This is a genomic window from Arthrobacter sp. SIMBA_036 (assembly GCF_046535135.1).
Taxonomy (GTDB): domain Bacteria; phylum Actinomycetota; class Actinomycetes; order Actinomycetales; family Micrococcaceae; genus Arthrobacter.
In genome coordinates this window covers 1-23,959 of sequence record NZ_JAWRXG010000012.1, presented here as the reverse complement: position 1 = coordinate 23,959, position 23,959 = coordinate 1, and the positions used below count along the sequence as shown (strand labels likewise).

Annotated in this window: 16 protein-coding genes and 1 rRNA gene; 13 read left to right on the top strand and 4 right to left on the bottom strand. The window is 63.5% G+C overall.

Features of this window, described 5'->3' with window-relative positions; translation table 11 throughout:
* Positions 1-6: 6 nt before the first annotated feature.
* The 3 genes from SB659_RS15920 to SB659_RS15910 all read right to left on the bottom strand — a co-directional run bounded on the left by SB659_RS15920 (position 7) and on the right by SB659_RS15910 (position 6,204).
* Positions 7-3,975: a Pls/PosA family non-ribosomal peptide synthetase gene (locus tag SB659_RS15920; RefSeq protein WP_410551030.1), complete on the bottom strand. Its 3,969-nt coding sequence runs from the start codon at positions 3,973-3,975 to the stop codon at positions 7-9.
* A gap of 92 nt (positions 3,976-4,067) precedes the next feature.
* Positions 4,068-5,033, bottom strand: a complete 966-nt coding sequence (locus tag SB659_RS15915; RefSeq protein WP_410551029.1) for a quinone oxidoreductase family protein — start codon at positions 5,031-5,033, stop codon at positions 4,068-4,070.
* Between the two features lie 82 nt (positions 5,034-5,115).
* Entirely contained in the window at positions 5,116-6,204 is a 1,089-nt protein-coding gene (locus SB659_RS15910) for a fatty acid desaturase family protein (protein ID WP_410551124.1), read from the bottom strand.
* A gap of 162 nt (positions 6,205-6,366) precedes the next feature.
* Between SB659_RS15910 and argC the strand changes: the two genes are divergently transcribed.
* The 9 genes from argC to SB659_RS15865 all read left to right on the top strand — a co-directional run bounded on the left by argC (position 6,367) and on the right by SB659_RS15865 (position 15,892).
* Positions 6,367-7,410, top strand: a complete 1,044-nt coding sequence (gene argC / locus SB659_RS15905) for an N-acetyl-gamma-glutamyl-phosphate reductase (RefSeq protein WP_284980046.1) — start codon at positions 6,367-6,369, stop codon at positions 7,408-7,410.
* A complete protein-coding gene (gene argJ / locus SB659_RS15900; RefSeq protein ID WP_284980047.1) occupies positions 7,407-8,573 on the top strand; it encodes a bifunctional glutamate N-acetyltransferase/amino-acid acetyltransferase ArgJ in 1,167 nt (388 codons plus the stop codon). Before argC ends, argJ begins: the two co-directional genes overlap by 4 nt.
* Positions 8,574-8,584: 11 nt before the next feature.
* Complete coding sequence (argB, locus tag SB659_RS15895; protein ID WP_284980048.1) at positions 8,585-9,559, top strand: acetylglutamate kinase; 975 nt, start codon at positions 8,585-8,587, stop codon at positions 9,557-9,559.
* Positions 9,556-10,857: an acetylornithine transaminase gene (locus tag SB659_RS15890; RefSeq protein ID WP_284980049.1), complete on the top strand. Its 1,302-nt coding sequence runs from the start codon at positions 9,556-9,558 to the stop codon at positions 10,855-10,857. The genes argB and SB659_RS15890 overlap by 4 nt, the downstream gene beginning before the upstream one ends.
* Positions 10,854-11,861, top strand: coding sequence for an ornithine carbamoyltransferase (gene argF / locus SB659_RS15885; protein WP_284980050.1), 1,008 nt, complete (start codon positions 10,854-10,856; stop codon positions 11,859-11,861). Before SB659_RS15890 ends, argF begins: the two co-directional genes overlap by 4 nt.
* Positions 11,861-12,397, top strand: a complete 537-nt coding sequence (locus SB659_RS15880) for an arginine repressor (RefSeq protein ID WP_284976648.1) — start codon at positions 11,861-11,863, stop codon at positions 12,395-12,397. Before argF ends, SB659_RS15880 begins: the two co-directional genes overlap by 1 nt.
* A gap of 60 nt (positions 12,398-12,457) precedes the next feature.
* A complete protein-coding gene (locus SB659_RS15875; RefSeq protein WP_026541618.1) occupies positions 12,458-13,663 on the top strand; it encodes an argininosuccinate synthase in 1,206 nt (401 codons plus the stop codon).
* Entirely contained in the window at positions 13,663-15,078 is a 1,416-nt protein-coding gene (gene argH / locus SB659_RS15870; RefSeq protein ID WP_410551028.1) for an argininosuccinate lyase, read from the top strand. The genes SB659_RS15875 and argH overlap by 1 nt, the downstream gene beginning before the upstream one ends.
* 76 nt (positions 15,079-15,154) lie before the next feature.
* Positions 15,155-15,892, top strand: coding sequence for a maleylpyruvate isomerase family mycothiol-dependent enzyme (locus SB659_RS15865; RefSeq protein ID WP_410551027.1), 738 nt, complete (start codon positions 15,155-15,157; stop codon positions 15,890-15,892).
* 13 nt (positions 15,893-15,905) lie between these two features.
* Here SB659_RS15865 and SB659_RS15860 read toward each other — a convergent pair whose 3' ends face one another.
* Positions 15,906-17,390, bottom strand: a complete 1,485-nt coding sequence (locus SB659_RS15860; RefSeq protein ID WP_284980054.1) for an AlkA N-terminal domain-containing protein — start codon at positions 17,388-17,390, stop codon at positions 15,906-15,908.
* Between the two features lie 107 nt (positions 17,391-17,497).
* On the opposite strand from SB659_RS15860, the gene SB659_RS15855 reads away from it, so the two are divergent.
* The 4 genes from SB659_RS15855 (at position 17,498) to SB659_RS15840 (ending at position 23,940) form a co-directional block, all read left to right on the top strand.
* Positions 17,498-18,142, top strand: a complete 645-nt coding sequence (locus tag SB659_RS15855) for a DNA-3-methyladenine glycosylase (RefSeq protein ID WP_410551026.1) — start codon at positions 17,498-17,500, stop codon at positions 18,140-18,142.
* 90 nt (positions 18,143-18,232) lie between these two features.
* Complete coding sequence (locus SB659_RS15850; RefSeq protein ID WP_410551025.1) at positions 18,233-20,461, top strand: HelD family protein; 2,229 nt, start codon at positions 18,233-18,235, stop codon at positions 20,459-20,461.
* 35 nt (positions 20,462-20,496) lie between these two features.
* Positions 20,497-21,807: a tyrosine--tRNA ligase gene (gene tyrS / locus SB659_RS15845; protein WP_410551024.1), complete on the top strand. Its 1,311-nt coding sequence runs from the start codon at positions 20,497-20,499 to the stop codon at positions 21,805-21,807.
* A 613-nt stretch (positions 21,808-22,420) separates the two neighbouring features.
* Positions 22,421-23,940, top strand: a 16S ribosomal RNA gene (locus tag SB659_RS15840).
* Positions 23,941-23,959 lie beyond the last annotated feature (19 nt).

Sequence of the window (23,959 nt, the reverse complement as noted above, 5' to 3'; positions counted from 1 at the left end):
CCCAATCTACTTGAGACGGGGAGCCTGTGCAGACGGACCCACCCAAGGGCTCACCGGATTCCCCATCCAGTAGGTTCCGGCGGGAACCGTTTCGCCTCGCATCACCAACGACGCCGGACCCACGGTGCCGCCGTCGCCGATACTGGCCGCAGGGAGGATCACGCCATGCGGGCCCATCGTGGCACCCTTACCGAGCGTGACGGAGTCCAGGCTCATCACGCGGTCGTGGAACAGGTGGGTCTGGACGACGCACCCCCTGTTGACGGTGGAGTTTTCACCCAATTCAACGAGGTCACCCTCAGGGAGCCAATAGCTCTCGCACCAGGTACCGCGTCCAATCTTGGCCCCGAGACCACGCAGCCACCACACCAATGCCGGAGTTCCTGCCGCGGAGCGGGCAAACCAGGGGGCGCTGACCATCTCGATGAAGGTGTCCACGACTTCGTTGCGCCAAATGAACGAGCTCCACAGCGGCTGTTCACCGGCGCGGATAGTGCCCACCAAAACCCACTTGGCCACGATGGAACTCAGGGCCGCCACGGCGCCGGCGGCGAGCAACACTACCCCGCCCAAGAGCGCTGCCGCCCAGTACCCCCACTCGCGGGCCATCCAGTCGAGGACGAGCATGACGCCGACGGCGATGCCCACCGTGAGGATCACCGGCACCAAACGGCACAGTTCCCAAAGCGCCCTTGCCAACTTGAGCTTCAGCGACGGTTGGAAGGTGCGCGCCTGGTCGGCGCCGACGACGGTGCGGCGCAACCTGACCGGCGGGCTGCCCAGCCATGAGGTGCCGGACTTTGCCTTCGCAGGAGTCGCGGACAGCACTGCCACCAAGGAGTTTTTGGGAACATTGCGGCCGCCGGCGATCATCCCCGAATTGCCGAGGAATGAGCGTTTCCCGATCTTCGCCGGTGCGATTTTCATCCAGCCGCCACCAAGTTCATAGGACGCCACCATGGTGTCATCGGCGAGGAACGCGCCGTCGCCGATTGTGGTCATGCGGGGGACCAGCAGCACAGTGGAGGCCTCGACGTTCTTTCCGACCTTCGCGCCCAGCATGCGCAACCATAAGGGCGTGAACAGGCTGGCGTAGATCGGAAAGAGCAGGTCCCGGGCCATGTCCAAGAGCCGTTCGGTTGCCCAGACCTGCCAACCGATACGGCTCCTGACCCGGTGGTAACCCTCCGTTAGCCCAAGCCCGAGGAGCCTGGCGGTGGCGAGGATCAGGAGCAAGTTGCCCAAGAACCACACCACTGCGGCCAGGGGGACGGACATGATGATCTGGGGAATCGCTGATTCCAACGAGTCATGGTTCCGGATAAACGCCAAGACCAAAAGAGCCGCGAGCAATGCTGAGAGGTAGGGAATCAGGGCAAGGAGCGCCGAGGCGGCTGCGAAGGCGGTTAGCCAAAGGCGGTCCACGGCGCTGCTGTGCGAGGTGGCCTCAGGCCAATCGTGTTTCGCTTTCCCGCGCCGGACAGCAGGAGAGCCGGCCACCAGGTGACCCGCCTTGACCTTACCCAGCACCGCAGAGCCTGGTTCAACGTGGGCACCTGCGCCGATGGTTGCCCCTGGCATCAGCGTGCTCCTGGAACCCACAACTGCACCGGCACCTACATGTATTTGGCCGATGTGGACAGAGTCTCCGTCCACCCACCAGCCGGAGAGGTCCACCTCCGGCTCGATGTTGGCACCGGTTCCCAGGGATAGCAGGCCTGTCACCGGTGGGAGGGAGTGCAGATGCACGTCCTTGCCGATTTTCGCGCCGAGTGCGCGGGCGTAGTACGGGACGAACGGCGCGCTCGCCAATCCGATGGCACCAGCGAGATCCTGGATCTGCTCCGCCAGCCATAGCCGCAAGTGCATCCTGCCCGATCTCGGATAAGTCCCGGGCTTTACCCTGTTGCCCAACAACGCCCTGGCAGCGACGACGGAGATGCCCATGCGTCCCAAGGGACTCACAAACAAGAGCCATGAGGCCGCGATCCACCACCAGGAAACAGTTGGCGTCGCCGTAAAGCCGGCGTAGGCCGCCAGCAGTTTGTTGATGGCCATGAGGAAGGTCAGCCAGCGCATCCCGACCAGGATGTGGAGCGGGACGCCCATGAGGACTTGGAAGATTTGCGATTTCAGAGCAGTGGGCCGGACGGTGCGTTCCGGCGCGGGACCGGCCGTGCCGCCCTCGGGAAGTGATTGGCGGGCAGTGTCTATCAGTGCCCCAATGCGCGGGGTCGCGTAAATGTCTGCCACTGTGATGGTGGGATAGCGGAGCCGGAGCGCAGAAACCAGCTGGGCGGCGGCCAATGATCCGCCACCGTAGGCGAAGAAGTCCGCATCCAAGGATCCCACGGGACTCCCTAGGACGGATTCCCATTGCTCCACTACCCAGGCAGCATCGGGGGGAAGGTTCAGCGGGGCTTCGCGGGCTTGCGCGGCACCGGCGCCTGCCAGCGGCCAGGGCAATGCACGGCGGTCCACTTTGCCGCTGGTCTTGGTGGGCAGCGAGTCCACGATGGTGAGCAGGGGAACCAGCGCTGCAGGTAGGCTGCCGCCCAGCTGCGCCCGCGCAATATCCAAGTCAAGCTCGACTCCCTCGGCCGGAGCCAAGTAGCCGACCAGGATCTGGTTCCCCGCCGCCGTCGTTTGGACCGCGGCAGCAGCGCCGGCCACGCCGGGGAGGGACTGCAATGCTGCATCCACCTCACCGAGTTCAATACGCCGGCCGCCCAGTTTGACCTGCTCATCCGCCCGCCCCATGAAGATCAATCCGTCAACCTCGAAGCGCACGAGGTCGCCCGAACGGTAGGCCCGGTCCCAACCGAGGGTGGGCATGGGCGCGTACTTTTCCGCGTCTTTGGCCGGATCCAGGTACCGGGCCAGCCCGACACCGCCGATAATGAGCTCGCCAACCTCACCTTCGGCCACCGGCAAGCCGTCGGAATTTACGACGGCGAGGTCCCATCCGTCCAGTGGCAGGCCGATCCGAACGGGGCCCGGTCCGCCCAAGGGCGCAGCGCACGCCACCACCGTCGCCTCCGTGGGCCCGTACGTGTTCCACACTTCGCGGCCGTCCACTGCAAGTCGCTGGGCAAGTTCGGGAGGGCACGTTTCCCCACCGAAAATGAGGAGCCGCACGTTCTCGAGTGCCTCAATGGGCCAGAGGGCGGCAAGAGTGGGAACAGTGGACACTACGGTGATGCCGTGGTTGATGAGCCACGGCCCCAGATCCATGCCTGTACGTACCAAAGCACGCGGGGCAGGGACCAGGCAGGCACCGTGCCGCCACGCCAGCCACATTTCTTCGCACGAAGCATCGAAGGCTACCGACAGGCCGGCAAGGACCCGGTCCTGTGGTCCTATGGGATCGGATTGGAGGAAGATGCGGGCTTCAGCGTCGACGAACGCCGCCGCGGAGCGGTGTTTCACGGCCACGCCCTTGGGCGTTCCGGTGGAACCGGAGGTGAAGATGATCCACGAGTCGTCCTCCAACCCGGGTGCGCCAGGTGCCGGAACGCCGTGCCGGGGTTCCCTCGGTTCAGCGCGCAGCTGGACATCAAGTCCCGCGCCCACCACGGCCGCGACCTTCGCTTCCCCGAAGACCAACCGCGCACGCTCTTCGGGATCGTCGGCGTCGACCGGAACGTAGGCGGCGCCCGCGGTGACAGTCCCCAAGATAGCGATGTACAGCTCATTGGTCCCGGAGGGGATCCTGAGGCCGATCTTGTCTCCCCGGCCAAGGCCCAGGGAGTTCAACGTGCCCGCGAAGGTGCGCACTGCCAGCATTAGTTCGTGATAGCTCAGCGATTCCTGGCCGTCGTCCAAGGCCGAAGACTCCGGAAAAGACGCAGCTGTCTCCTCCAGGATGTCCACCAACGTACGTTCGTCAGGGGCAGCGCCGCTTCCCGGCAGTTGGGGACGTGACGTGGTCAGGGCAGCGGCGGGCCCGGCCGCCACCGGATGGTCAGTGCTCACGGCCCCATCTTTCCCCAGGAAGGTGAACGGGAGGTGTCGGACGGATATGGGTCATCACACCGTGTCGTGCAGGTTTTCGCCTGCCATGCCCATCAGGGGAGCAAGAGGACTTTTCCGGTGGTGAGGCGTCCTTCCAAGTCCTTATGCGCTTGGGCTGCTTCCGCGAGCGGATAGGTTGCACCAACCCGCACGGCGAGGGTGCCATGGGCCGCGGCGTCGAAAATATCAGCTGAGCGCCACCGGCGCTCTTGGGAATTCTGCACGAAGTGGGCCATGGTGGGCCTGGTCAGTGTCAGGGAACCGCCTGCGTTCAGGCGCTGGGGGTCCACAGGGGGCACTGGGCCTGACGCGGCACCGAAGAGCACCATGGCTCCGCGGATGCGGAGGCTCTTCAACGAGTCGTCGAACGTGTCTTTGCCGACGCCGTCATAGACCACGTGCACGCCCTCGCCGTCGGTAAGTTCACGGACTTTGTCGGCGAATCCCTCGTAGCGGAGTACGTCGTCGGCGCCGGCGAGCTTGGAAAGGTCGGCCTTCTCATCCGAGGACACTGTGGTGATGACGCGGGCTCCCCGCGCTTTCAAGAGCTGGGTCAGCAGCAAGCCAACTCCGCCGGCTCCGGCATGCAGAAGGACGTTGTGCCCTGGTTCCACGCGGAAAGAGGAATTCATCAGGTAATGGGCTGTGATTCCCTGGAGGGGGAGCGCCGCCGCTGTATGGTCATCGACGCCGTCCGGTACAGGCAGTGCCTTGCTGGCATCGACGAGGGCGTATTCAGCGTAGGTCCGGATGCCTTCGGCCGTGGCCACCCGGTCACCTACGGAGAATTCTTCGACGCCGTCTCCCACAGCGTCCACAGTGCCGGCGGCCTCGGCCCCAGGGGTGAAGGGGTACTCCACCTTGTAGATTCCGCTGCGCTGGTAGGTGTCAATAAAGTTCACGCCCACCGCTGCCACTTTGATCAGCAGCTGGCCCGGCCCTGGAACGGGGGGCTCCACCTCTGTGTAGGTGAGGACGTCAGGTCCTCCGGCTTGGCCTGCAACGATCGCGTGCGTCATAGTGGCTCCTCCCGGCCGGGCGGTCTCTCCTCCCGGTTCCTCCATCCATCCTAGGGATGTTGGCGGCCCCGGCGTCGAAAAACTAGAAGCGTCCGTGCGTCGAGGCCACCGGACAGTCGAAACCGCGGCCCGCGGCCAAGCCGACCTCGTTGAGGTAGCTGACTACGATCCCGTAAGACTTCACCAAAGTGGTTTCGGTGTACGGAATGGAGTGCGCCGCGCAGAATTCGCGGACGATTCCCGACGCCCGATGAAGTTGGGGCCTGGCCATATCCGGAAAAAGGTGGTGCTCCACCTGCCGGTTCAGCCCGCCCAGGAGGAAGTCCATGAACCGCCCGCCCGAGATGTTGCGGGAGGTGAGGACTTGGCGGCTAAGGAAGTCCACGCGGCTGTCCTTCGGCAGGACCGGCATCCCTTTGTGGTTGGGCGCGAACGAGGCGCCCATGTAAAAGCCGTAAACCATGATCTGCACGCCAAGGAAGGCGAAGGCCATGCCGAGGGGCAGGAATGAGAAGGCCAGCAGCGGCAAAGCCACAAGCCGGGCAATCAAGATGGGAGACTCCACCCAGCGATAGCGCATGGTTTGCTTTCCAAAGACGAAGCGGAGGGAGTCGAACTGCAAACTCAACCCCAGCAGCGTCAGCAGCGGGAAAAAGAACCAACCCTGCTTCTTGGTGAGGAACGCCAGCCGACCTTTGCGTTCGGCCGCAGCATCCGCATGGAAGACCAAGAGGTTGTTCTTGATGTCAGGATCTTTGGAGATCACGTTGGGGTTGTTATGGTGGGCGCCGTGTTTTTGTTCCCACCAGGAGTAGCTGATCCCCGCAACGGCAGTTGCCAGGAGCCTGGCGGACCAATCGTTGGCACGGCGGGAAGCGAAGATCTGCTTGTGCCCCGCCTCGTGTGCCAGGAAGCTGAGTTGGGTGCAAAGAATGCCGACGGCGGCGGCTATGAGGAGTTGGTACCACGATTCCCCCAAGAGGGAGAAACCAAGCCAGGTACCGGCCATGAGCAGGACGAGCGCCGCGAATACCCAGATGTAGAATCCGCTTCGCCGTTCAAGAAGGCCCGCTGATTTCACGCTTTTGAGGAGTTCGGAATAGCTTTTGACCACAGGATTTGGCTGAATGCCGCGGGGTGGAGTGCGCTCGGAAGTGGAGGTGGGTGGCAAGAGTTGCCCCGTATCGCTAACGGGCAACGTTGCAGCCGACGTTCGGACTGCACGGTCTTGATCACCCTTCACTAAGCATACGTGCTATCCCGTCATATAGGCAGCCCAAGGCGAATGCATAAATATCGGACAGCATGAATATGTTTGCTGTATAGTGAACTCATGACTATTTCTGTTGCCGTTTCCGGCGCCAGCGGCTACGCCGGTGGGGAAGTGCTTCGTCTGCTGGCCGGGCACCCGGATGTCACCATCGGTGCCATTACAGCGCACAGCAACGCTGGTTCCAGACTAGGTGAGTTGCAGCCGCATCTCCACGGTTTGTCGAGCCGGATCCTGGAAGACACCACGGTTGAGAACCTTTCCGGTCATGATGTGGTGTTCCTTGCACTCCCACACGGCACCTCAGCGGAGATCGCGGCCCAGTTGCCGGAAGGCACCCTGGTCATCGACGCCGGCGCGGACCACCGCTTGCAGGATCCCGCAGCGTGGGAAAAGTTCTATGGTTCCGCGCACGCGGGCACGTGGCCCTATGGCTTGCCGGAGCTCCCCGGGCAGCGGGATGCGCTCAAGGGCGCCAACCGCATCGCTGTTCCGGGCTGCTACCCGACGTCGGCCTTGCTGGCCTTGGCGCCGGGATTCGCCTCGGGGATCCTTCAACCGGATGATGTTGTCATTGTTTCCGCCTCGGGTACCTCAGGTGCCGGCAAGGCCGCGAAAGTCAACCTGATCGGATCCGAAGTCATGGGTTCCATGAGCCCGTACGGAGTGGGCGGGGGACACCGGCACACTCCGGAGATTGAACAGGGCCTTTCCAATGCGGCAGGGGAGCAGGTCACTGTCTCGTTCACCCCCACACTGGCTCCGATGAGCAGGGGTATCCTCACCACGGCGACGGCCAAAGTGCGGTCCCAGGCAGGACGCAGTGTCAGCGAAGCCGAACTTCGCCAAGCGTGGGCAGATGCTTACGATGACGAGCCGTTCGTGCACCTTTTGCCCGAGGGTCAGTGGCCCACCACCAAGTCGGTGCAGGGGTCAAACCATGCGGTCATGCAGTTGGCGTTCGATCAGCACACCGGCCGCGTGATCGTCACGTGCGCTATCGATAATCTCACCAAGGGGACCGCCGGCGGCGCCGTGCAGTCCATGAACATTGCCCTCGGCCTGGATGAAACCGCCGGCCTGAACCTGCAGGGAGTTGCACCGTGACCATTACCGCCCCCAAAGGATTCCGTGCCGCAGGCATCAAAGCCGGCATCAAAGCCTCCGGCAACCCCGATCTGGCCCTGGTGGTCAACGACGGACCCTCCAAGGCCGCTGCCGCGGTCTTCACGTCCAACCGCGTAGCCGCCGCCCCCGTGCATTGGTCGAGGCAAGTGGTCAGCGATGGCCGGGTGGACGCTGTGGTCCTGAACTCCGGCGGCGCCAACGCCTGCACCGGTCCGCAGGGTTTCCAGAACACCCACGCCACCGCCGAGAAGGTGGCGGAGGTGCTGGGAGTCTCAGCTTCCGACGTCGTGGTGTGCTCCACCGGCCTGATCGGCGAGCAACTTCCCATGGACAAGATTCTTCCGGGCGTCGAGGCCGCGTTCGGTGAGCTGTCCGACGACGGCGGTTCTGCTGCGGCGACTGCGATCATGACCACGGACAGCGTCTCAAAGGAAGCCGTCTTCACGGGAACCGATGCTGAAGGCAAGCAGTTCACCGTTGGTGGCATCGCCAAGGGTGCCGGCATGTTGGCGCCGGGCCTGGCAACGATGCTGGTGGTGCTCACCACCGATGCGCAGGTCCCGGCTGACGAGCTCGACGTCGTGCTCCGCGACGCCACGCGCGTCACGTTCGATCGCGCTGACTCCGATGGCTGCATGTCCACCAATGACACAGTGGTGCTCCTGTCTTCGGGCGCGTCCGAGGCACTGCCGTCCACGGAAAAGCTGGGCGAAGGAATCACGCAGGTGTGCGCCGAACTGGCTCGCAAGCTCATCGGCGACGCAGAAGGGGCCAGCCACGATATCGCTATCCGCACTTTCAACGCGGCCAGTGAACGCGACGCGGAAATCGTCAGCCGGGCCGTGGCCCGTTCAAACCTCTTCAAGGCAGCCATCTTCGGCAAGGATCCCAACTGGGGTCGCGTTCTCTCGGCTGTGGGCACCACGGACGCCGTCTTTGAAGCCGATCAACTCAACGTCGCCATGAACGGCGTACAGATCTGCCGCAACGGCGCGATCGGAGATGATCGCAACCTGGTGGACCTCGAACCCCGTGAAGTGCTGGTGGAAATCGACCTTAACGCCGGCGACGCCGAGGCCACGATCTGGACCAATGACCTCACGCACGATTACGTGCATGAGAACAGCGCGTACTCGAGCTGAGCGGAATGACAATGACTGCGCAAACCCGCGACACTGCATCCATCGGCGGGGATTCGGCAAAGACCGCCCAGGACAAGGCCGGCACGTTGATCGAAGCCCTGCCGTGGATCCAGCGCTTTGCCGGCACCACCATGGTGATCAAGTACGGCGGCAACGCCATGGTCAACGAGGACCTTCGCCGGGCCTTCGCCGAAGACATCGTGTTCCTCCACCATGTGGGCATCCACCCTGTGGTGGTGCACGGCGGAGGACCGCAAATCAACTCGATGCTGAGCCGTTTGGGTATCGAGTCCGAGTTCAAGGGTGGCCTCCGCGTCACCACTCCGGAGGCCATGGACGTGGTCCGGATGGTCCTGACCGGACAGGTGGGCCGGGAGCTGGTCGGATTGATCAACTCCCACGGACCCTACGCCGTGGGTATGTCCGGTGAGGACGGCGGACTGCTGCGCGCGGTCCGAACGGGCACCGTTGTGGACGGCGAAGAAGTGGACCTCGGCCTGGTGGGCGAGGTTGTCGGCGTTGATCCCGCCGGAATCAAGGACATCCTTGACGCCGGCCGCATTCCAGTCATCTCGACGGTCGCCCCGGAGGTTGTCGACGGCGAGCCCCGGGCTGACGGCTCCCGCGGCTTCCAGACCACTGGCCAAGTGCTCAACGTCAACGCAGATACCGCTGCTGCGGCTGTCGCTTCGGCATTGGGCGCTACAAAGCTGGTCATCCTCACGGACGTGGAAGGTCTTTACGCCGACTGGCCGGACAAGTCGTCGCTGATTTCTTCTCTGACCGCATCGGAACTGCGCGACATGCTGCCCACGCTCGAATCCGGCATGATTCCCAAAATGGCCGCATGCCTCAAAGCCATTGACGAGGGCGTGGAACGGGCACACATCGTGGACGGCCGCCTCGCCCACTCGATGCTGTTGGAGACATTCACGACGGCGGGTATTGGCACCCAAGTAGTACCGGACGAGGAAGTGAACGCATGAGCGAAACTGTTGGCCTCAATCCCACCGGCGATGGCGCCCCCATCGCTGCGGAGGCCGCCGCAACCACGCTCGTTACCCAGAGCTCGGGCGCTGACTGGCTGGCCCGCTACTCGTCCTCACTGATGGGCGTGTTCGGCACTCCGCAGCGCGTCCTGGTCCGGGGTGCAGGCTGCTTGGTGTGGGACGCCGACGGCAAGGAATACCTTGACCTCCTCGGCGGCATCGCCGTGAACGCCCTGGGCCACGCCCACCCGTTCGTGACCTCGGTGATCTCCAGCCAGCTCGCCACGCTGGGACACATCTCCAATTTCTTCACCAGCCCCACGCAGATCGCGCTCGCCGAAAAACTGCTGGCCATCAGCAACGCGCCGGAGGGCTCCAAGGTATTTTTTGCCAACTCCGGGACTGAAGCGAATGAGGCCGCCTTTAAGCTGGCCCGCCGCAACAACACCAACCCAGACGCTAAACGCACCAAGATCATCGCCCTCGAAGGCGCCTTCCATGGCCGCACCATGGGTGCCCTCGCGCTCACGGCCAAGGAAGCCTACAGGGCGCCCTTCGAGCCACTGCCCGGTGGCGTGGTCCACATACCGTTCGGTGACATCGAAGCCTTGCGTGCCGCCGTCGACGATGCCACCGCGGCCGTTTTCCTCGAACCCATCCAGGGCGAAGCGGGTGTGCGGCCGCTCAGCGACGAATACTTGCAGGCGGCCCGCGAAGCCACCAGCAAGGCCGGTGCACTCTTGATCCTGGACGAGGTCCAGACGGGTATCGGGCGCACCGGAAAATGGCTCGCCAGCGAGGACGCCGGCATCGTCCCGGACGCCGTGACGCTCGCCAAAGGACTGGGCGGCGGCTTCCCGGTGGGTGCCTTGATCACTTTCGGAAGTACGACGTCGGCCCTGCTCACCGCAGGCCAGCACGGCACCACTTTCGGGGGGAACCCGGTGGCTACGGCGGCATCGCTTGCCACGCTCCACGCCATCGAAAGCCAGGGCGTCCTGCAGAAGGTGCAGGCTGTCGGAGCCCACCTACGCCAAGGCATTGCCGGCGTCGAGGGCGTGACCGAAGTCCGCGGTGACGGCCTGCTGATTGGCTTCGACCTCGATGCGGACATCGCACTTGCCATGGTGACCGCAGGCCTGGACGCCGGGTTCATCATCAACAGCCCCGGCCCGCGAACCATCCGCCTCGCCCCGCCACTGATCGTCACCACCGAGCAGGCCGACCACTTCTTGGCGGCACTGCCGGACCTGATTGCCACGGCCAAAGACACGACTGCAAAGGACTCACAGTGACTACTTCCACCACCACACGTCACTTCCTCAAGGACACGGACCTCAGCCCGGCCGAGCAGCGGGAGGTCCTCGAACTCGCGGCGCGGATGAAGGCGGCTCCCTACAGCGTGCAGCCGTTCGCTGCCGACGGCCAGGGACGCAAGACCGTTGCGGTGATCTTCGATAAGACCTCAACCCGTACGCGCGTCTCCTTTGCCACCGGCATCGCGGACATGGGCGGCAACGCCCTGATCATCAACCCCGGCGAGGCGCAGATCGGCCACAAGGAATCCGTGGAGGACACAGCGAAGGTCCTGGAGCGCATGGTCTCCACCATTGTGTGGCGGACCGGTGCCCACGCAGGCTTGGTGGCCATGGCGGAAAACTCCAAGGTCCCGGTGATTAACGCCCTGTGCGACGACTACCACCCCTGCCAGCTCCTTGCCGACCTCCTGACCGTCAAGGAACACAAGGGCGAACTTGCCGGATTGACCATGGCCTACCTGGGCGATGCTGCGAACAACATGGCGAACTCTTACCTCTTGGCCGGGGTCACTGCCGGCATGCACGTCCGCATTTCCGGCCCTGACGGTTACCTGCCAGCGGCAGAGATCGTCGCTGCCGCAGAAGAACGGGCTGCCCAGACCGGCGGGTCCGTGCTGGTCACCAGCGATGCGGCGGAGGCCCTGAAGGGTGCCGACGTGGTGGCAACGGACACCTGGGTTTCCATGGGGCAGGAATCCGAAAAGGAAGCGCGGATGCAGTTGTTCCGCGAGTACTCCGTGGACGAGGCGGCCATGGCGCAAGCGGCGCCGGACGCCGTCGTGCTTCACTGCCTCCCGGCTTACCGCGGTTATGAGATCTCGGCCAGCGTCATTGACGGTCCGCAGTCCATTGTGTGGGATGAGGCAGAGAACAGGCTCCACGCCCAGAAGGCGCTCATGGCCTGGCTGATGCACCGCTCGGGCCTTGCTTTCGTCGAGGGGCTTGCTCCGGTAGAGGGAACCGGGGAGAGCACGTTCTAGTGTCCGCCAACCCGTCCGTGCCACCGGTCAGCCCGGCCACCAAGACAGCCCGCCAGGCGCGTATCACCGCGATCCTGACGGGTGAGTCCGTGCGCTCGCAAGCCGAGCTTGCAGCTTTGCTGGCGGACGACGGCGTCCAGGTCACCCAGGCGACCCTGTCCCGGGACCTGGTGGAACTGGGCGCGGTGAGGGTCCGCGGCAAGGAGGGGGTCTTGGTCTACGCCGTTCCGGGCGAAGGCGGGGACCGGAACGCCAAGAGCGGTGTCACGCAGGAAATCCTGGATGCCCGGCTGAGCAGGCTTTGCGGCGAACTGCTGGTGACGGCGGAAGCTTCGGGCAACATCGTGGTGTTGCGTACACCTCCGGGGGCTGCAAACTTCTTGGCATTGGCCATCGACCACTCGGTGATGCCGTCCATTTTGGGTACGATCGCAGGCGATGACACGTTGCTGTTGGTGGCCCGGGATCCCGACGGCGGAGCGGACCTCGCAGCGCGCTTCCTCCACATGGCCGAGGAAGCCGGCCCCGGCAACTAAAAGCTTCACACAGCATTGATTCGAATGAATGAAACCAAGCAACAACAAAGGAGCACTCTCGTGACTGAGCGCATTGTTCTGGCCTACTCCGGTGGCCTTGATACATCCGTAGCCATCGGCTGGATCGGTGAAGCCACCGGTGCCGAGGTCATCGCCGTGGCGGTCGACGTCGGACAGGGCGGCGAGTCCCTGGAGACCATCCGCCAGCGCGCACTCGGTTGCGGCGCCGTCGAGGCCTACGTCGCTGACGCCCGTGACGAATTCGCCAACGAGTACGCCATGCCGACGCTGAAGGCCAACGCACTCTACCAAGGCCACTACCCGTTGGTTTCGGCCATTTCGCGTCCCGTCATCGTGAAGCACCTCGTGAAGGCCGCCCGCGAGTTCGGCGCCACCACCGTTGCCCACGGTTGCACCGGTAAGGGTAACGACCAGGTCCGCTTCGAAGTTGGCATCCAGACCCTCGGCCCGGACCTGAAGTGCATCGCACCGGTCCGCGACCTCGCGCTCACCCGCGACAAGGCCATTGCCTTCGCCGAGGAAAAGGGCCTCCCGATCGAGACCACCAAGAAGAACCCGTACTCGATCGACCAGAACGTCTGGGGACGCGCCGTCGAGACCGGCTACCTTGAGGACATTTGGAACGCTCCCACCAAGGACATCTACGACTACACCGCCACCCCGGAATTCCCTCCGGCCCCGGATGAGGTCACCATTTCCTTCCAGGCCGGCGTGCCGGTAGCGATCGACGGCGTCAAGGTCACCCCACTGCAGGCCATCCAGGAACTGAACCGCCGTGCCGGCGCCCAAGGCGTTGGCCGCATCGACGTCGTCGAGGACCGCTTGGTGGGTATCAAGTCCCGCGAGATCTATGAAGCACCCGGTGCCATGGCTCTGATCACTGCGCACAAGCACCTTGAGGACATCACCATCGAGCGTGAGCAGGCCCGATTCAAGGCCACAGTTGGCCAGCGCTGGTCCGAGCTTGTGTATGACGGCCAGTGGTTCTCCCCGCTGAAGCGCTCCCTGGACGCATTCATCGAGGACACCCAGCAGTACGTCTCCGGCGACATCCGCATGGTCCTTCACGGCGGCCAGGCAATCGTCAACGGTCGTCGCTCGGAGACCTCGCTCTACGACTTCGATCTGGCCACCTACGACACCGGCGACACCTTTGACCAGTCCATGGCCCGTGGCTTCATCGAGCTGTGGGGCATGTCCTCCAAGGTTGCTTCCGGCCGCGACCTCCGGGTTGCAGGCCAGTAATGACCTCGTCCACGAATGAAGGTGCCTTGTGGGGCGGCCGGTTCGCCGGCGGCCCCGCGGATGCGCTGGCCGCTTTGAGCAAGTCCACCCACTTTGACTGGCGGCTTGCCCGGTACGACATCGCCGGTTCCAAGGCGCACGCGCGGGTGCTGGCCAAGGCCGGTTTGCTGGACGATGCCGAGCTCGAAGGCATGCTCGCGGCACTGCAGCAATTGGACGAGGACGTTGCGAGCGGCGCCTACGTCCCGGCTGAGAGTGACGAGGACGTGCACGGTTCGCTGGAACGTGGGCTGATTGAGCGTGCCGGAACCCAATTGGGTGGCAAGCTCCGCGCGGGGCGTTCCCGGAACGACCAAGTGGCAACCCTTGGCCGGATGTTCCTGCGTGACCACGCCCGGATTATAGCCCGCGGTGTCCTCGCCACCGTCGATGCGCTGGTCGAGCAGGCCAAGGCCCACCACGGTGTAGCTATGCCCGGCCGGACGCACCTTCAGCACGCCCAGCCGGTGCTGCTGAGCCATCACTTGCTTGCCCATGCGTGGGCACTGCTTCGTGATGTGCAGCGCCTCCAGGACTGGGATAAGCGTGCCGGCGTCTCGCCCTACGGCTCCGGTGCGTTGGCAGGTTCTTCGCTGGGGCTCGATCCTGAGGCTGTTGCCGCGGACTTGGGCTTCTTCTCGGCCGTCCACAACTCGATCGATGGCACCGCATCCCGCGACGTCTTCGCCGAGTTCGCCTGGGTGTGTTCCATGATCGGTGTGGACCTGTCCCGCATTTCCGAGGAAGTCATCTTGTGGGCAACCAAGGAATTCTCCTTCGTGACGCTGCATGATTCCTACTCCACTGGATCTTCCATCATGCCGCAGAAGAAGAACCCGGACGTTGCCGAGCTCGCCCGCGGCAAGGCAGGGCGCCTCATTGGTAACCTGACGGGTCTCCTGGCGACTCTCAAGGGCCTGCCGCTCGCTTACAACCGCGATCTGCAGGAAGACAAGGAACCGGTATTCGACGCCGCCGACACACTGGAAGTATTGCTTCCGGCCGTCTCGGGCATGATTGCCACGCTCACGTTCAACACAGAGCGTATGGAGTCGCTTGCACCGCAGGGCTTCGCGTTGGCCACGGACATCGCCGAGTGGTTGGTCCGCCAGGGCGTACCCTTCCGGGAGGCCCACGAGCTCTCCGGTGCCGCCGTCAAGCAGGCCGAAAGCCGTGGCGTGGAGCTGTGGGACCTGACGGACGCGGAATACGGGGCGATTTCGGAGCACCTGACTCCTGAAGTCCGCTCTGTCCTCAGCACCAAGGGTTCGCTGAACAGCCGCAACTCGCAGGGCGGAACGGCGCCGGCCGCCGTCGAACGCCAACTGGCGGCTCTCGAAGCGGAGCTGGGCGCAGTCCGCTCCTACGCGGGCTAACGACGCAAAAGAAGCTGTGGGACGGCACGTCAAGTGCTGTCCCACAGCTGTTTAACTGGTGCGTTAGCATGGCGCTATGACCCCGATCACCCCTGAGACGCTGCCCGCAGAGCTTCACAAAGCCGCCGACGTCGTCACCCGCCTCCTAGCCACCATGGACGATTCCTCCGTCGCTGAACCGTCGGAGCTTCCAGGCTGGACACGCGGACACGTCCTTGCGCACATCGGCGGGATTTGCCGGGCTATGGCCCGCCAACTCGACTACGCCCTCCGCGGCGAGACCGTGGAACTGTACGACGGCGGCATGGAGGGCCGCAACAAGGCGATCGACCTGGCCGCCGGGCATAGCCTCGCGCAGCACACAGAAGCTGTTTCTGCCGCTCTGGGAGCCGCAACAGCCGCGTTCGACCACATGAAGGGGGACGGCTGGAACGCCCGCATCGCGTACAGGGACGGAACAGTGCTCGACGGCGGTTTGGCGCTTTGGCGCGAACTCACCATCCATGCCTCGGACCTCGGCCTGGGTTACGGGCCCGAGACGTGGAGCCGCCCCTTCTGCGAACATCTCATCGACTTCCTGGCAGCACGTGTGCCTGAGAAGTATAAGTTCATCCTGCAGCCCACCGGTCTTCCCCAACTGGCTATCGGCACCGGTGGCACGTCCGTTGCCATCACCGGCATGCTGACAGACATCGCTGCGTGGCTCGCCGGACGGGAACCGACCTTAGGAAGCCTGCGCGCAACAGCCGCTGCCGATGGAATCGAGCTACCCGAGCTCCTTCCATGGCCTGCCGCGCTGCCGGCAACCCGCTAAGCCAGTTGCTCCCTCACGCCCGCTTCTTTGCCGCCGTCCGCCACAGGTGCATGGTGGCGTAGGAGCGCCACGGGCTGACCTCTTGGAATGTGGCACTCAAGCCCTCCCGGGGAGGCAGTAACTTCAACCCGTTGCGGACGGCGGCATCGTTGGCCAGGAAGATATCCGGGGCGCCAAGCACGCGCATTGCGACGTATCCGACTGTCCACGGTCCAACACCGGGCAGCGGGAGCAGTTTGCGTTCCAGGCTCGGCACGTCATCCCCGTAGCCGAAGTCCAACGCCCCGCTCGCCATCGCTTCGGCCGCCGCCACGATGGAATCAATGCGGCGCTGGGGACCCCGGAGCAGGGCGCGGCCTTGGTCAGCGAGTTCCGCCGCCGTCGGGAAGAAGCGGTCCAGGCCAGGGGCACCCGGCCCGGCAGGGGAGCCGGCAACTGACAGCTGCGTCAGGGCTTTTCTGGCAGCCGCCACGGTGATCTGCTGGCCGATCATGGCCCGGATCAACAGTTCCTGGGGATCGACGGCACCAGGCAGCCTCATTCCAGGAATGGCCGCGACCCGGTCTGCAAGCCTCGAGTCCGCCGCCAAAGCTTCGTCGATTGCCTGTGGATCAGCGTCTAGATCGAACAACCTCCGGACGCGGCTCAACAGTGCGGGGAGGTCATGAAGATCCGCCACAGTAGCCGTTAGCTGTAACGAACTGCCGGGCTTCGACGGCGTGTACGTCACGGAGAAGGAGGCGCTGCCGCGTGGGAGGCGGAGGGTGCGGGCGTACGTTGCCGTTCCGTTCGGCCCGGTGCTGGCCACCTCGATCCCGGGAATAGCGCGGACGGCCAGGAAGTCGAATATGCCGGGATCGAAGGGTTCCCGGTACGGCAAATTCAACGTCAAGGGCACCGGGCCCGCGGTGGAAGCTGCAGCAGCTCCGCCATGGTGGGGCTTGGCAGCAGTGGCCCGCAACGCCGTCGGCGTCATCGCGAAGACCTCACCGATGGTGTCGTTGAACTGCCGCACGCTGTTGAACCCTGATGCAAACGCAACATCGGCAAGGAGCATATCCGTGGAGGCCAGCAGTGTCCTCGCTATTTGGGACCGGCACGCCCTCGCCAGGGAGAGAGGACCCGCGCCGAGTTCTTGGCTGAGGATCCGGTTGAGTTGCCGCGGGGAGTAGCCCAAACGTTGCGCCAGGCCCTCGACGCCTTCGCGAGTGATGACGCCGTCGTTGATGAGTCGCATGGCGCGGCCCGCCACGTCGGAGCGGACGTTCCACGCGGGAGTTCCCGGAACGGCCTCGGGGAGGCAGCGTTTGCAAGCGCGGTACCCGGCCTCGTGCGCCGCGGCGGAGGTTTCGTAAAACGTGACGTTCTCCGCCTTCGGTGTCCGGGCGGGGCATGACGGGCGGCAGTAAATGCCGGTGGAGCTGACAGCGGTGAAGAATTGGCCATCGAACCGGGTGTCGCGGGCATCGATTGCCCTGTAGCGCTGCCAGAAGTCCATCTCCCCATCCTGCCAGCCACGGGGGGACACTTCTAGCGGGAATCGGACATGGCCCTTGCAGGTCTTTTTGCTAGTGTCTGGGCATGAGCCCGTCCATGGAAGCCTTCATGACAGAACCAGCGGACGTCCGTGCATTCCTCGCTGGCGACCCCCGCGTCATCGCCCCGTTGATACTCGGAGCGGTGCTGACCCACCACTCCGACGCGGGTCCGGTGTCCGTCAGGCTCACCGAGGTGGAAGCGTACATGGGCCCACGTGATTCCCAGCACCCCGACCCCGGCTCCCACACCTTTGGCGGACGCACAGCCAGGAACGCCCCGATGTTCGGGGCGCCGGGATTCCTCTACGTCTACTTCACCTACGGCATGCATTACTGCGCCAACATCGTCTGCGGTCCGGAGGACGCACCGTCCGCCCTCTTGCTGCGGGCAGGTGAGATCGTCGACGGCGAAGGCCTTGCCGCGGCCCGCCGCCCCGCCGCCAAAACGCCAAAGGATCTGGCGAGCGGACCTGCCAGGCTGGCGTCCGCGCTGGGACTTACGACGGCGGACACAGGCCGTGACGCGCTCGCAGAACCCTTCAGCTTGTGGTTGCCGCGCTCGCCGGCGGAGGCGGTGTCCAGCGGACCCAGAGTCGGGGTGGCAGGACCGGGTGGAACGAGCGAATACCCATGGCGCTTTTGGGTCGACAACGATCCCACCGTCTCGCGCTACAAAGCGGCACGTCCGCGGAAGCGCGCCGTCACGATCTGACGCCGTCCGGCATGTGACCGCCACCCCACCGCGTTTACCAAAATCACTGTAGAATGGACGGTCTGTCTTTTGCGATAGGGGTACGGTTCGATGCACGACGCTGATTTGGTCCACGAGCAGGAATATGTGGCCGGGCTGTATGCCCGGCTCGATGAGCTGCGTGAAGAAAAGCGTGCCCAGCTGGCGCAGGTACGCAGGGCCGGTGCTGTGGGAACCATGCAGAATGTGTCCGAACGTGACGCTTTCGCGGCGCTGTACGAGGACCGCCTTGCCCAGCTCGACGCCGTCGATGACCGTCTGGTGTTCGGCCGTCTGGACCTCGACTCCGGTGAGGAGCAGTACATCGGCCGCATTGGCTTGACCACGGCTGACCTCCAGCGGCTCATGGTTGACTGGCGGGCGCCCGAAGCCGGCCACTTTTACCAAGCGACTGCCTTCGACCGGCAAGGTGTCCGCCGTCGTCGTCACCTGATCCTCCAAGGACGTGAGGTCAAAGCCATCGAGGACGATGTCCTGGACGCTGGCTTGTTGGCCGATAACGAGTCACTCCAAGGAGAGGGCGCGCTGCTTGCTGCCCTTAACTCCAAGCGCACGGGCCGCATGTCGGACATCGTGGGCACCATCCAGTCCGAGCAGGACCGGATCATCCGTTCCTCCATCTCCGGCGCCCTGGTGGTCCAAGGTGGTCCCGGTACGGGAAAGACCGCCGTGGCACTGCACCGGGCGGCCTACTTGCTGTACACCCACCGGGACCGGCTCAAGAGCGCCGGCGTCCTCTTGGTGGGACCGTCGTCCTCCTTCATGCACTACATCGAACGCGTGCTTCCATCGCTCGGCGAGACCGGCGTGGTCATGGCGAGCCTCGGCCGCCTTATGCCCGGAATCCATGCCGTGCCGGAGGAGGACAGCAACGTTGCGGCCCTCAAGGGCAAGCTCGACATGGCGAAGGTGGTGGCCAACGCCGTCGCCAACCGCCAACGGACCCCTGCCCAGGACCTGGTCCTCGAAGTTGACTCGCGCAAGCTGACCCTTTCTGTCAGGCAGGTACGCCGTGCCCGCGAAAAGGCACGGGCCACCGGCAAACCCCACAATGAGGCGCGCTTGACGTTCGTGAAGATCCTCCTGCGTGAGCTCACAGAGCAGTTGACCGATCTGGTGGAGGAGTCGAATATCGGCAACAATGCGGATCGCGCCTACCTGGCAGAGGACGTCCGGTCCGCCCGGGATGTTCGCATTGCACTGAACCTTTGCTGGATGCCGATGACACCGGAGAAGCTGATTTCCGAGCTCTTCAGCAAGCCCGCCATCCTCGAGGCCTGCACGCCACACCTGACGCCGGAGCAACGCGCCTTGCTGGAGCGTCCTGCCGACGCGCCGTGGACTGAGGCAGATGTGCCGTTGCTGGACGAGGCTGCCGAGTTGCTCGGTGAACTCGATCCGGCCGCAGGCAGGGGATTGGCCCAGCAGGAAGCGGACCGTGCCCGGGATCTTGCCAACGCCAAGCAGACCTTGGCCAACATGGAATCGATGGGCGTCGACGTCCTGGTCACGGCCGAAGAACTCGCAGACCAGAATCAGGAACGCGAAACCCGCCTGACCGCGGCCGAAAGAGCCACCAGCGATCGCTCGTGGGCTTTTGGACACATTATTGTTGACGAGGCCCAGGAACTTTCGCCCATGCAGTGGCGCCTCTTGGTCCGTCGTTGCCCGCTGAAGTCCTTCACGATCGTGGGGGATATCGCGCAGACCAGTGCAGCGGCCGGTGCCAATTCGTGGAAGAGCGCCCTGGCGCCGTCGTTCGGTGACCGGTGGTCGTTGGAAGAACTAACGGTGAACTACCGCACGCCGTCGCAAATCGCCGAGGCGGCGGTCCGCATGGCCAACCGCGCGGGTTTGGTGGTCTCGGCCCCCAAGGCTGTTCGGGAAGGCAAATGGTCGCCAATCGTGGACCGTGTCGACGCGGATGGGATCGTGCCGCGCCTCCTTGAGGTCCTGCCCGAGGAAATCACAGCGCTCGACAGCGGATTGCTCGCCGTGATTGCCGACGGACCGCTGCTGCCGCAGGCCGCCGCCGCGCTCCGGAAGGTGTACGGACGGCGTGTCGGTGGTGGTGCAGGCAGTTACGAGCAGGACATCGTGGTGATGAGTCCCAAGGAAGCCAAGGGCCTCGAGTTCGACGGCGTGGTGGTTTTGGAGCCTGCAGCCATGCTGAATCACGAGCACGGAAAGGTGGGCGACCTTTACGTTGCCATGACGCGGGCCACGCAACGTCTTCGCCTCATCGCCGCCGCCCCGCTTCCTGCCGGCATCGAACGCTAGGAAAATGGCGCGTCAATCCTGCTAACTTAGATCTCGTGCCACACGTAAACAACATTGAGTCCCAACACAACGATCCCGCTTTTGCCAACATCTGGCAGGAGCTTAAATGGCGGGGTCTTGTGCACGTTTCCACGGACGAAACGGAACTGGAAAAGCTTCTCGCCGGGGACCCGATCACCTATTACTGTGGCTTCGACCCCACCGCGCCTTCGCTGCATTTAGGCAACTTGGTGCAGTTGCTTTTGATGCGCCGCCTGCAACTTGCCGGCCACAAGCCACTCGGCTTGGTGGGTGGCTCTACCGGACTCATCGGGGATCCGCGTCCGACGGCGGAACGCACCTTGAACACCAAAGACACCGTGGCGGAGTGGGTCGGTTACCTTCAGGGGCAGGTACGCCGCTTCCTGAGTTTCGACGGCGAGAACCCGGCCCGGATGGTCAACAACCTTGACTGGACCGCGCCACTGAGCGCCATCGATTTCCTCCGTGAAATCGGGAAGCATTTCCGCGTGGGCACCATGCTCCGCAAGGATGCAGTTGCCTCCCGACTGAACTCGGACGAGGGCATCAGCTACACCGAATTCAGCTACCAGATTCTGCAGGGAATGGACTACCTCCAGCTTTTCCGCGACTATGGCTGCGCCCTGCAGACGGGCGGCTCGGACCAATGGGGCAACCTCACCAGTGGCACGGAGCTCATTCGCAAGGTCGAAGGCAAGAGCGTGCATGCCCTGGGCACGCCCCTCATCACCAACTCCGATGGCACCAAGTTCGGCAAGAGCGAAGGCAACGCCATCTGGCTTGATCCGGACATGTGCAGCCCCTACGCGTTCTACCAGTTCTGGCTCAACACCGCCGATGCCGATGTGGTGGACCGCCTTAAGGTGTTCACTTTCCTTTCACGGGCTGAGATCGAGGAACTCGGACAAGCGGTGGCCGAACGCCCGTTTGCCCGCGAGGGACAGAAGAAGCTTGCCTTCGAGGTCACCTCACTCGTGCATGGAGTCGACGCGACCGAGAAAGTCATCACCGCTTCGGCGGCGCTGTTCGGCAACGGAGACCTGACTGTGCTGGACGAACAGACGTTGGAAGCAGCCACTGCAGAACTTCCTTCGGCGAAGGTCGGCGCTGACGGCCTGGGAATCATCGATCTCTTGGTCGCCTCGGGACTGTCGGACAGCAAATCTGCAGCCCGCCGTACTGTCGGCGAGGGCGGTGCCTACGTGAACAACACCAAGGTGTCCGATCCTGACGCCGTCATTGCGCAGGATGACTTGCTTCACGGCCGGTACCTGCTCCTTCGCCGTGGCAAGAAGAACCTCGCCACGATCGAAGTGTCGGCCTAGAGTCCTAACACGGAGAAGTCCCTGCCCGGAGAAGTCCTTGCACGGAGAGGGCCGGCAACCGCTACGGTTGCTGGCCCTCTCCGCCTTTAACCCGGCGTTTCCGCCATAACGTCCCGCGTGGTTTGGCCCGGTTCGACGGCGGTGCGGGGCCGGATTTGTGCCGAGGTCATGGAGCGTGTAATGTCTTCTGAGTCGCCGCGAGTGAGGCAGCCTAGGGCTGGTAACCGCGGGGGCCAACCCCCTTCAATATGAGCCTGAAATTGGCGCGCTTGCCAGTGCGCCGGTGACGGGTGGGGGCTGATCAGATGGGCTGGGAATCGCGGAAACGCTGAGTTGCCAAGACCAAGTTGATCAGGTAAGTTTGGAAAGTTGCTCCGGAGCGATCCTGGACCCTGTTGGGGTGTGGGTGGTGCCGGTTAGTGTCTGTTGTTTGAGAACTCAATAGTGTGCCAAGTTTGTTGATGCCGATTGTTTTTTGATTGGTTGAAATTATGGCTGGGCCCTGCGCACTCCTGTGTGTGGTGGTCTGGTTTTCAGCTGGTTTCGAATTTTGTGCAGCCGTGTTTGCCGTTATTTCCGGTGGGTGTGGTTGTGTCTGTTTGATTTTTTGTTTTCAACGGAGAGTTTGATCCTGGCTCAGGATGAACGCTGGCGGCGTGCTTAACACATGCAAGTCGAACGATGATCCCAGCTTGCTGGGGGATTAGTGGCGAACGGGTGAGTAACACGTGAGTAACCTGCCCTTGACTCTGGGATAAGCCTGGGAAACTGGGTCTAATACCGGATATGACTCCTCATCGCATGGTGGGGGGTGGAAAGCTTTTGTGGTTTTGGATGGACTCGCGGCCTATCAGCTTGTTGGTGGGGTAATGGCCTACCAAGGCGACGACGGGTAGCCGGCCTGAGAGGGTGACCGGCCACACTGGGACTGAGACACGGCCCAGACTCCTACGGGAGGCAGCAGTGGGGAATATTGCACAATGGGCGCAAGCCTGATGCAGCGACGCCGCGTGAGGGATGACGGCCTTCGGGTTGTAAACCTCTTTCAGTAGGGAAGAAGCGTAAGTGACGGTACCTGCAGAAGAAGCGCCGGCTAACTACGTGCCAGCAGCCGCGGTAATACGTAGGGCGCAAGCGTTATCCGGAATTATTGGGCGTAAAGAGCTCGTAGGCGGTTTGTCGCGTCTGCTGTGAAAGACCGGGGCTCAACTCCGGTTCTGCAGTGGGTACGGGCAGACTAGAGTGCAGTAGGGGAGACTGGAATTCCTGGTGTAGCGGTGAAATGCGCAGATATCAGGAGGAACACCGATGGCGAAGGCAGGTCTCTGGGCTGTAACTGACGCTGAGGAGCGAAAGCATGGGGAGCGAACAGGATTAGATACCCTGGTAGTCCATGCCGTAAACGTTGGGCACTAGGTGTGGGGGACATTCCACGTTTTCCGCGCCGTAGCTAACGCATTAAGTGCCCCGCCTGGGGAGTACGGCCGCAAGGCTAAAACTCAAAGGAATTGACGGGGGCCCGCACAAGCGGCGGAGCATGCGGATTAATTCGATGCAACGCGAAGAACCTTACCAAGGCTTGACATGAACCGGTAATGCCTGGAAACAGGTGCCCCGCTTGCGGTCGGTTTACAGGTGGTGCATGGTTGTCGTCAGCTCGTGTCGTGAGATGTTGGGTTAAGTCCCGCAACGAGCGCAACCCTCGTTCTATGTTGCCAGCGCGTGATGGCGGGGACTCATAGGAGACTGCCGGGGTCAACTCGGAGGAAGGTGGGGACGACGTCAAATCATCATGCCCCTTATGTCTTGGGCTTCACGCATGCTACAATGGCCGGTACAAAGGGTTGCGATACTGTGAGGTGGAGCTAATCCCAAAAAGCCGGTCTCAGTTCGGATTGGGGTCTGCAACTCGACCCCATGAAGTCGGAGTCGCTAGTAATCGCAGATCAGCAACGCTGCGGTGAATACGTTCCCGGGCCTTGTACACACCGCCCGTCAAGTCACGAAAGTTGGTAACACCCGAAGCCGGTGGCCTAACCCTTGTGGGGGGAGCCGTCGAAGGTGGGACCGGCGATTGGGACTAAGTCGTAACAAGGTAGCCGTACCGGAAGGTGCGGCTGGATCACCTCCTTTCTAAGGAGCTGCTAACAAC

What these genes read in the sequence shown, in the direction of transcription:
- SB659_RS15855 (WP_410551026.1), top strand. Translation starts at nt 17,498, where the DNA reads ATGACAGAACCAGCGGACGTCCGTGCATTCCTCGCTGGCGACCCCCGC.
- SB659_RS15850 (WP_410551025.1), top strand. Translation starts at nt 18,233, where the DNA reads ATGCACGACGCTGATTTGGTCCACGAGCAGGAATATGTGGCCGGGCTG.
- argH (WP_410551028.1), top strand. Translation starts at nt 13,663, where the DNA reads ATGACCTCGTCCACGAATGAAGGTGCCTTGTGGGGCGGCCGGTTCGCC.
- SB659_RS15915 (WP_410551029.1), bottom strand. Translation starts at nt 5,033, where the DNA reads ATGACGCACGCGATCGTTGCAGGCCAAGCCGGAGGACCTGACGTCCTC.
- SB659_RS15865 (WP_410551027.1), top strand. Translation starts at nt 15,155, where the DNA reads ATGACCCCGATCACCCCTGAGACGCTGCCCGCAGAGCTTCACAAAGCC.
- SB659_RS15860 (WP_284980054.1), bottom strand. Translation starts at nt 17,390, where the DNA reads ATGGACTTCTGGCAGCGCTACAGGGCAATCGATGCCCGCGACACCCGG.
- SB659_RS15890 (WP_284980049.1), top strand. Translation starts at nt 9,556, where the DNA reads ATGAGCGAAACTGTTGGCCTCAATCCCACCGGCGATGGCGCCCCCATC.
- argC (WP_284980046.1), top strand. Translation starts at nt 6,367, where the DNA reads ATGACTATTTCTGTTGCCGTTTCCGGCGCCAGCGGCTACGCCGGTGGG.
- argB (WP_284980048.1), top strand. Translation starts at nt 8,585, where the DNA reads ATGACTGCGCAAACCCGCGACACTGCATCCATCGGCGGGGATTCGGCA.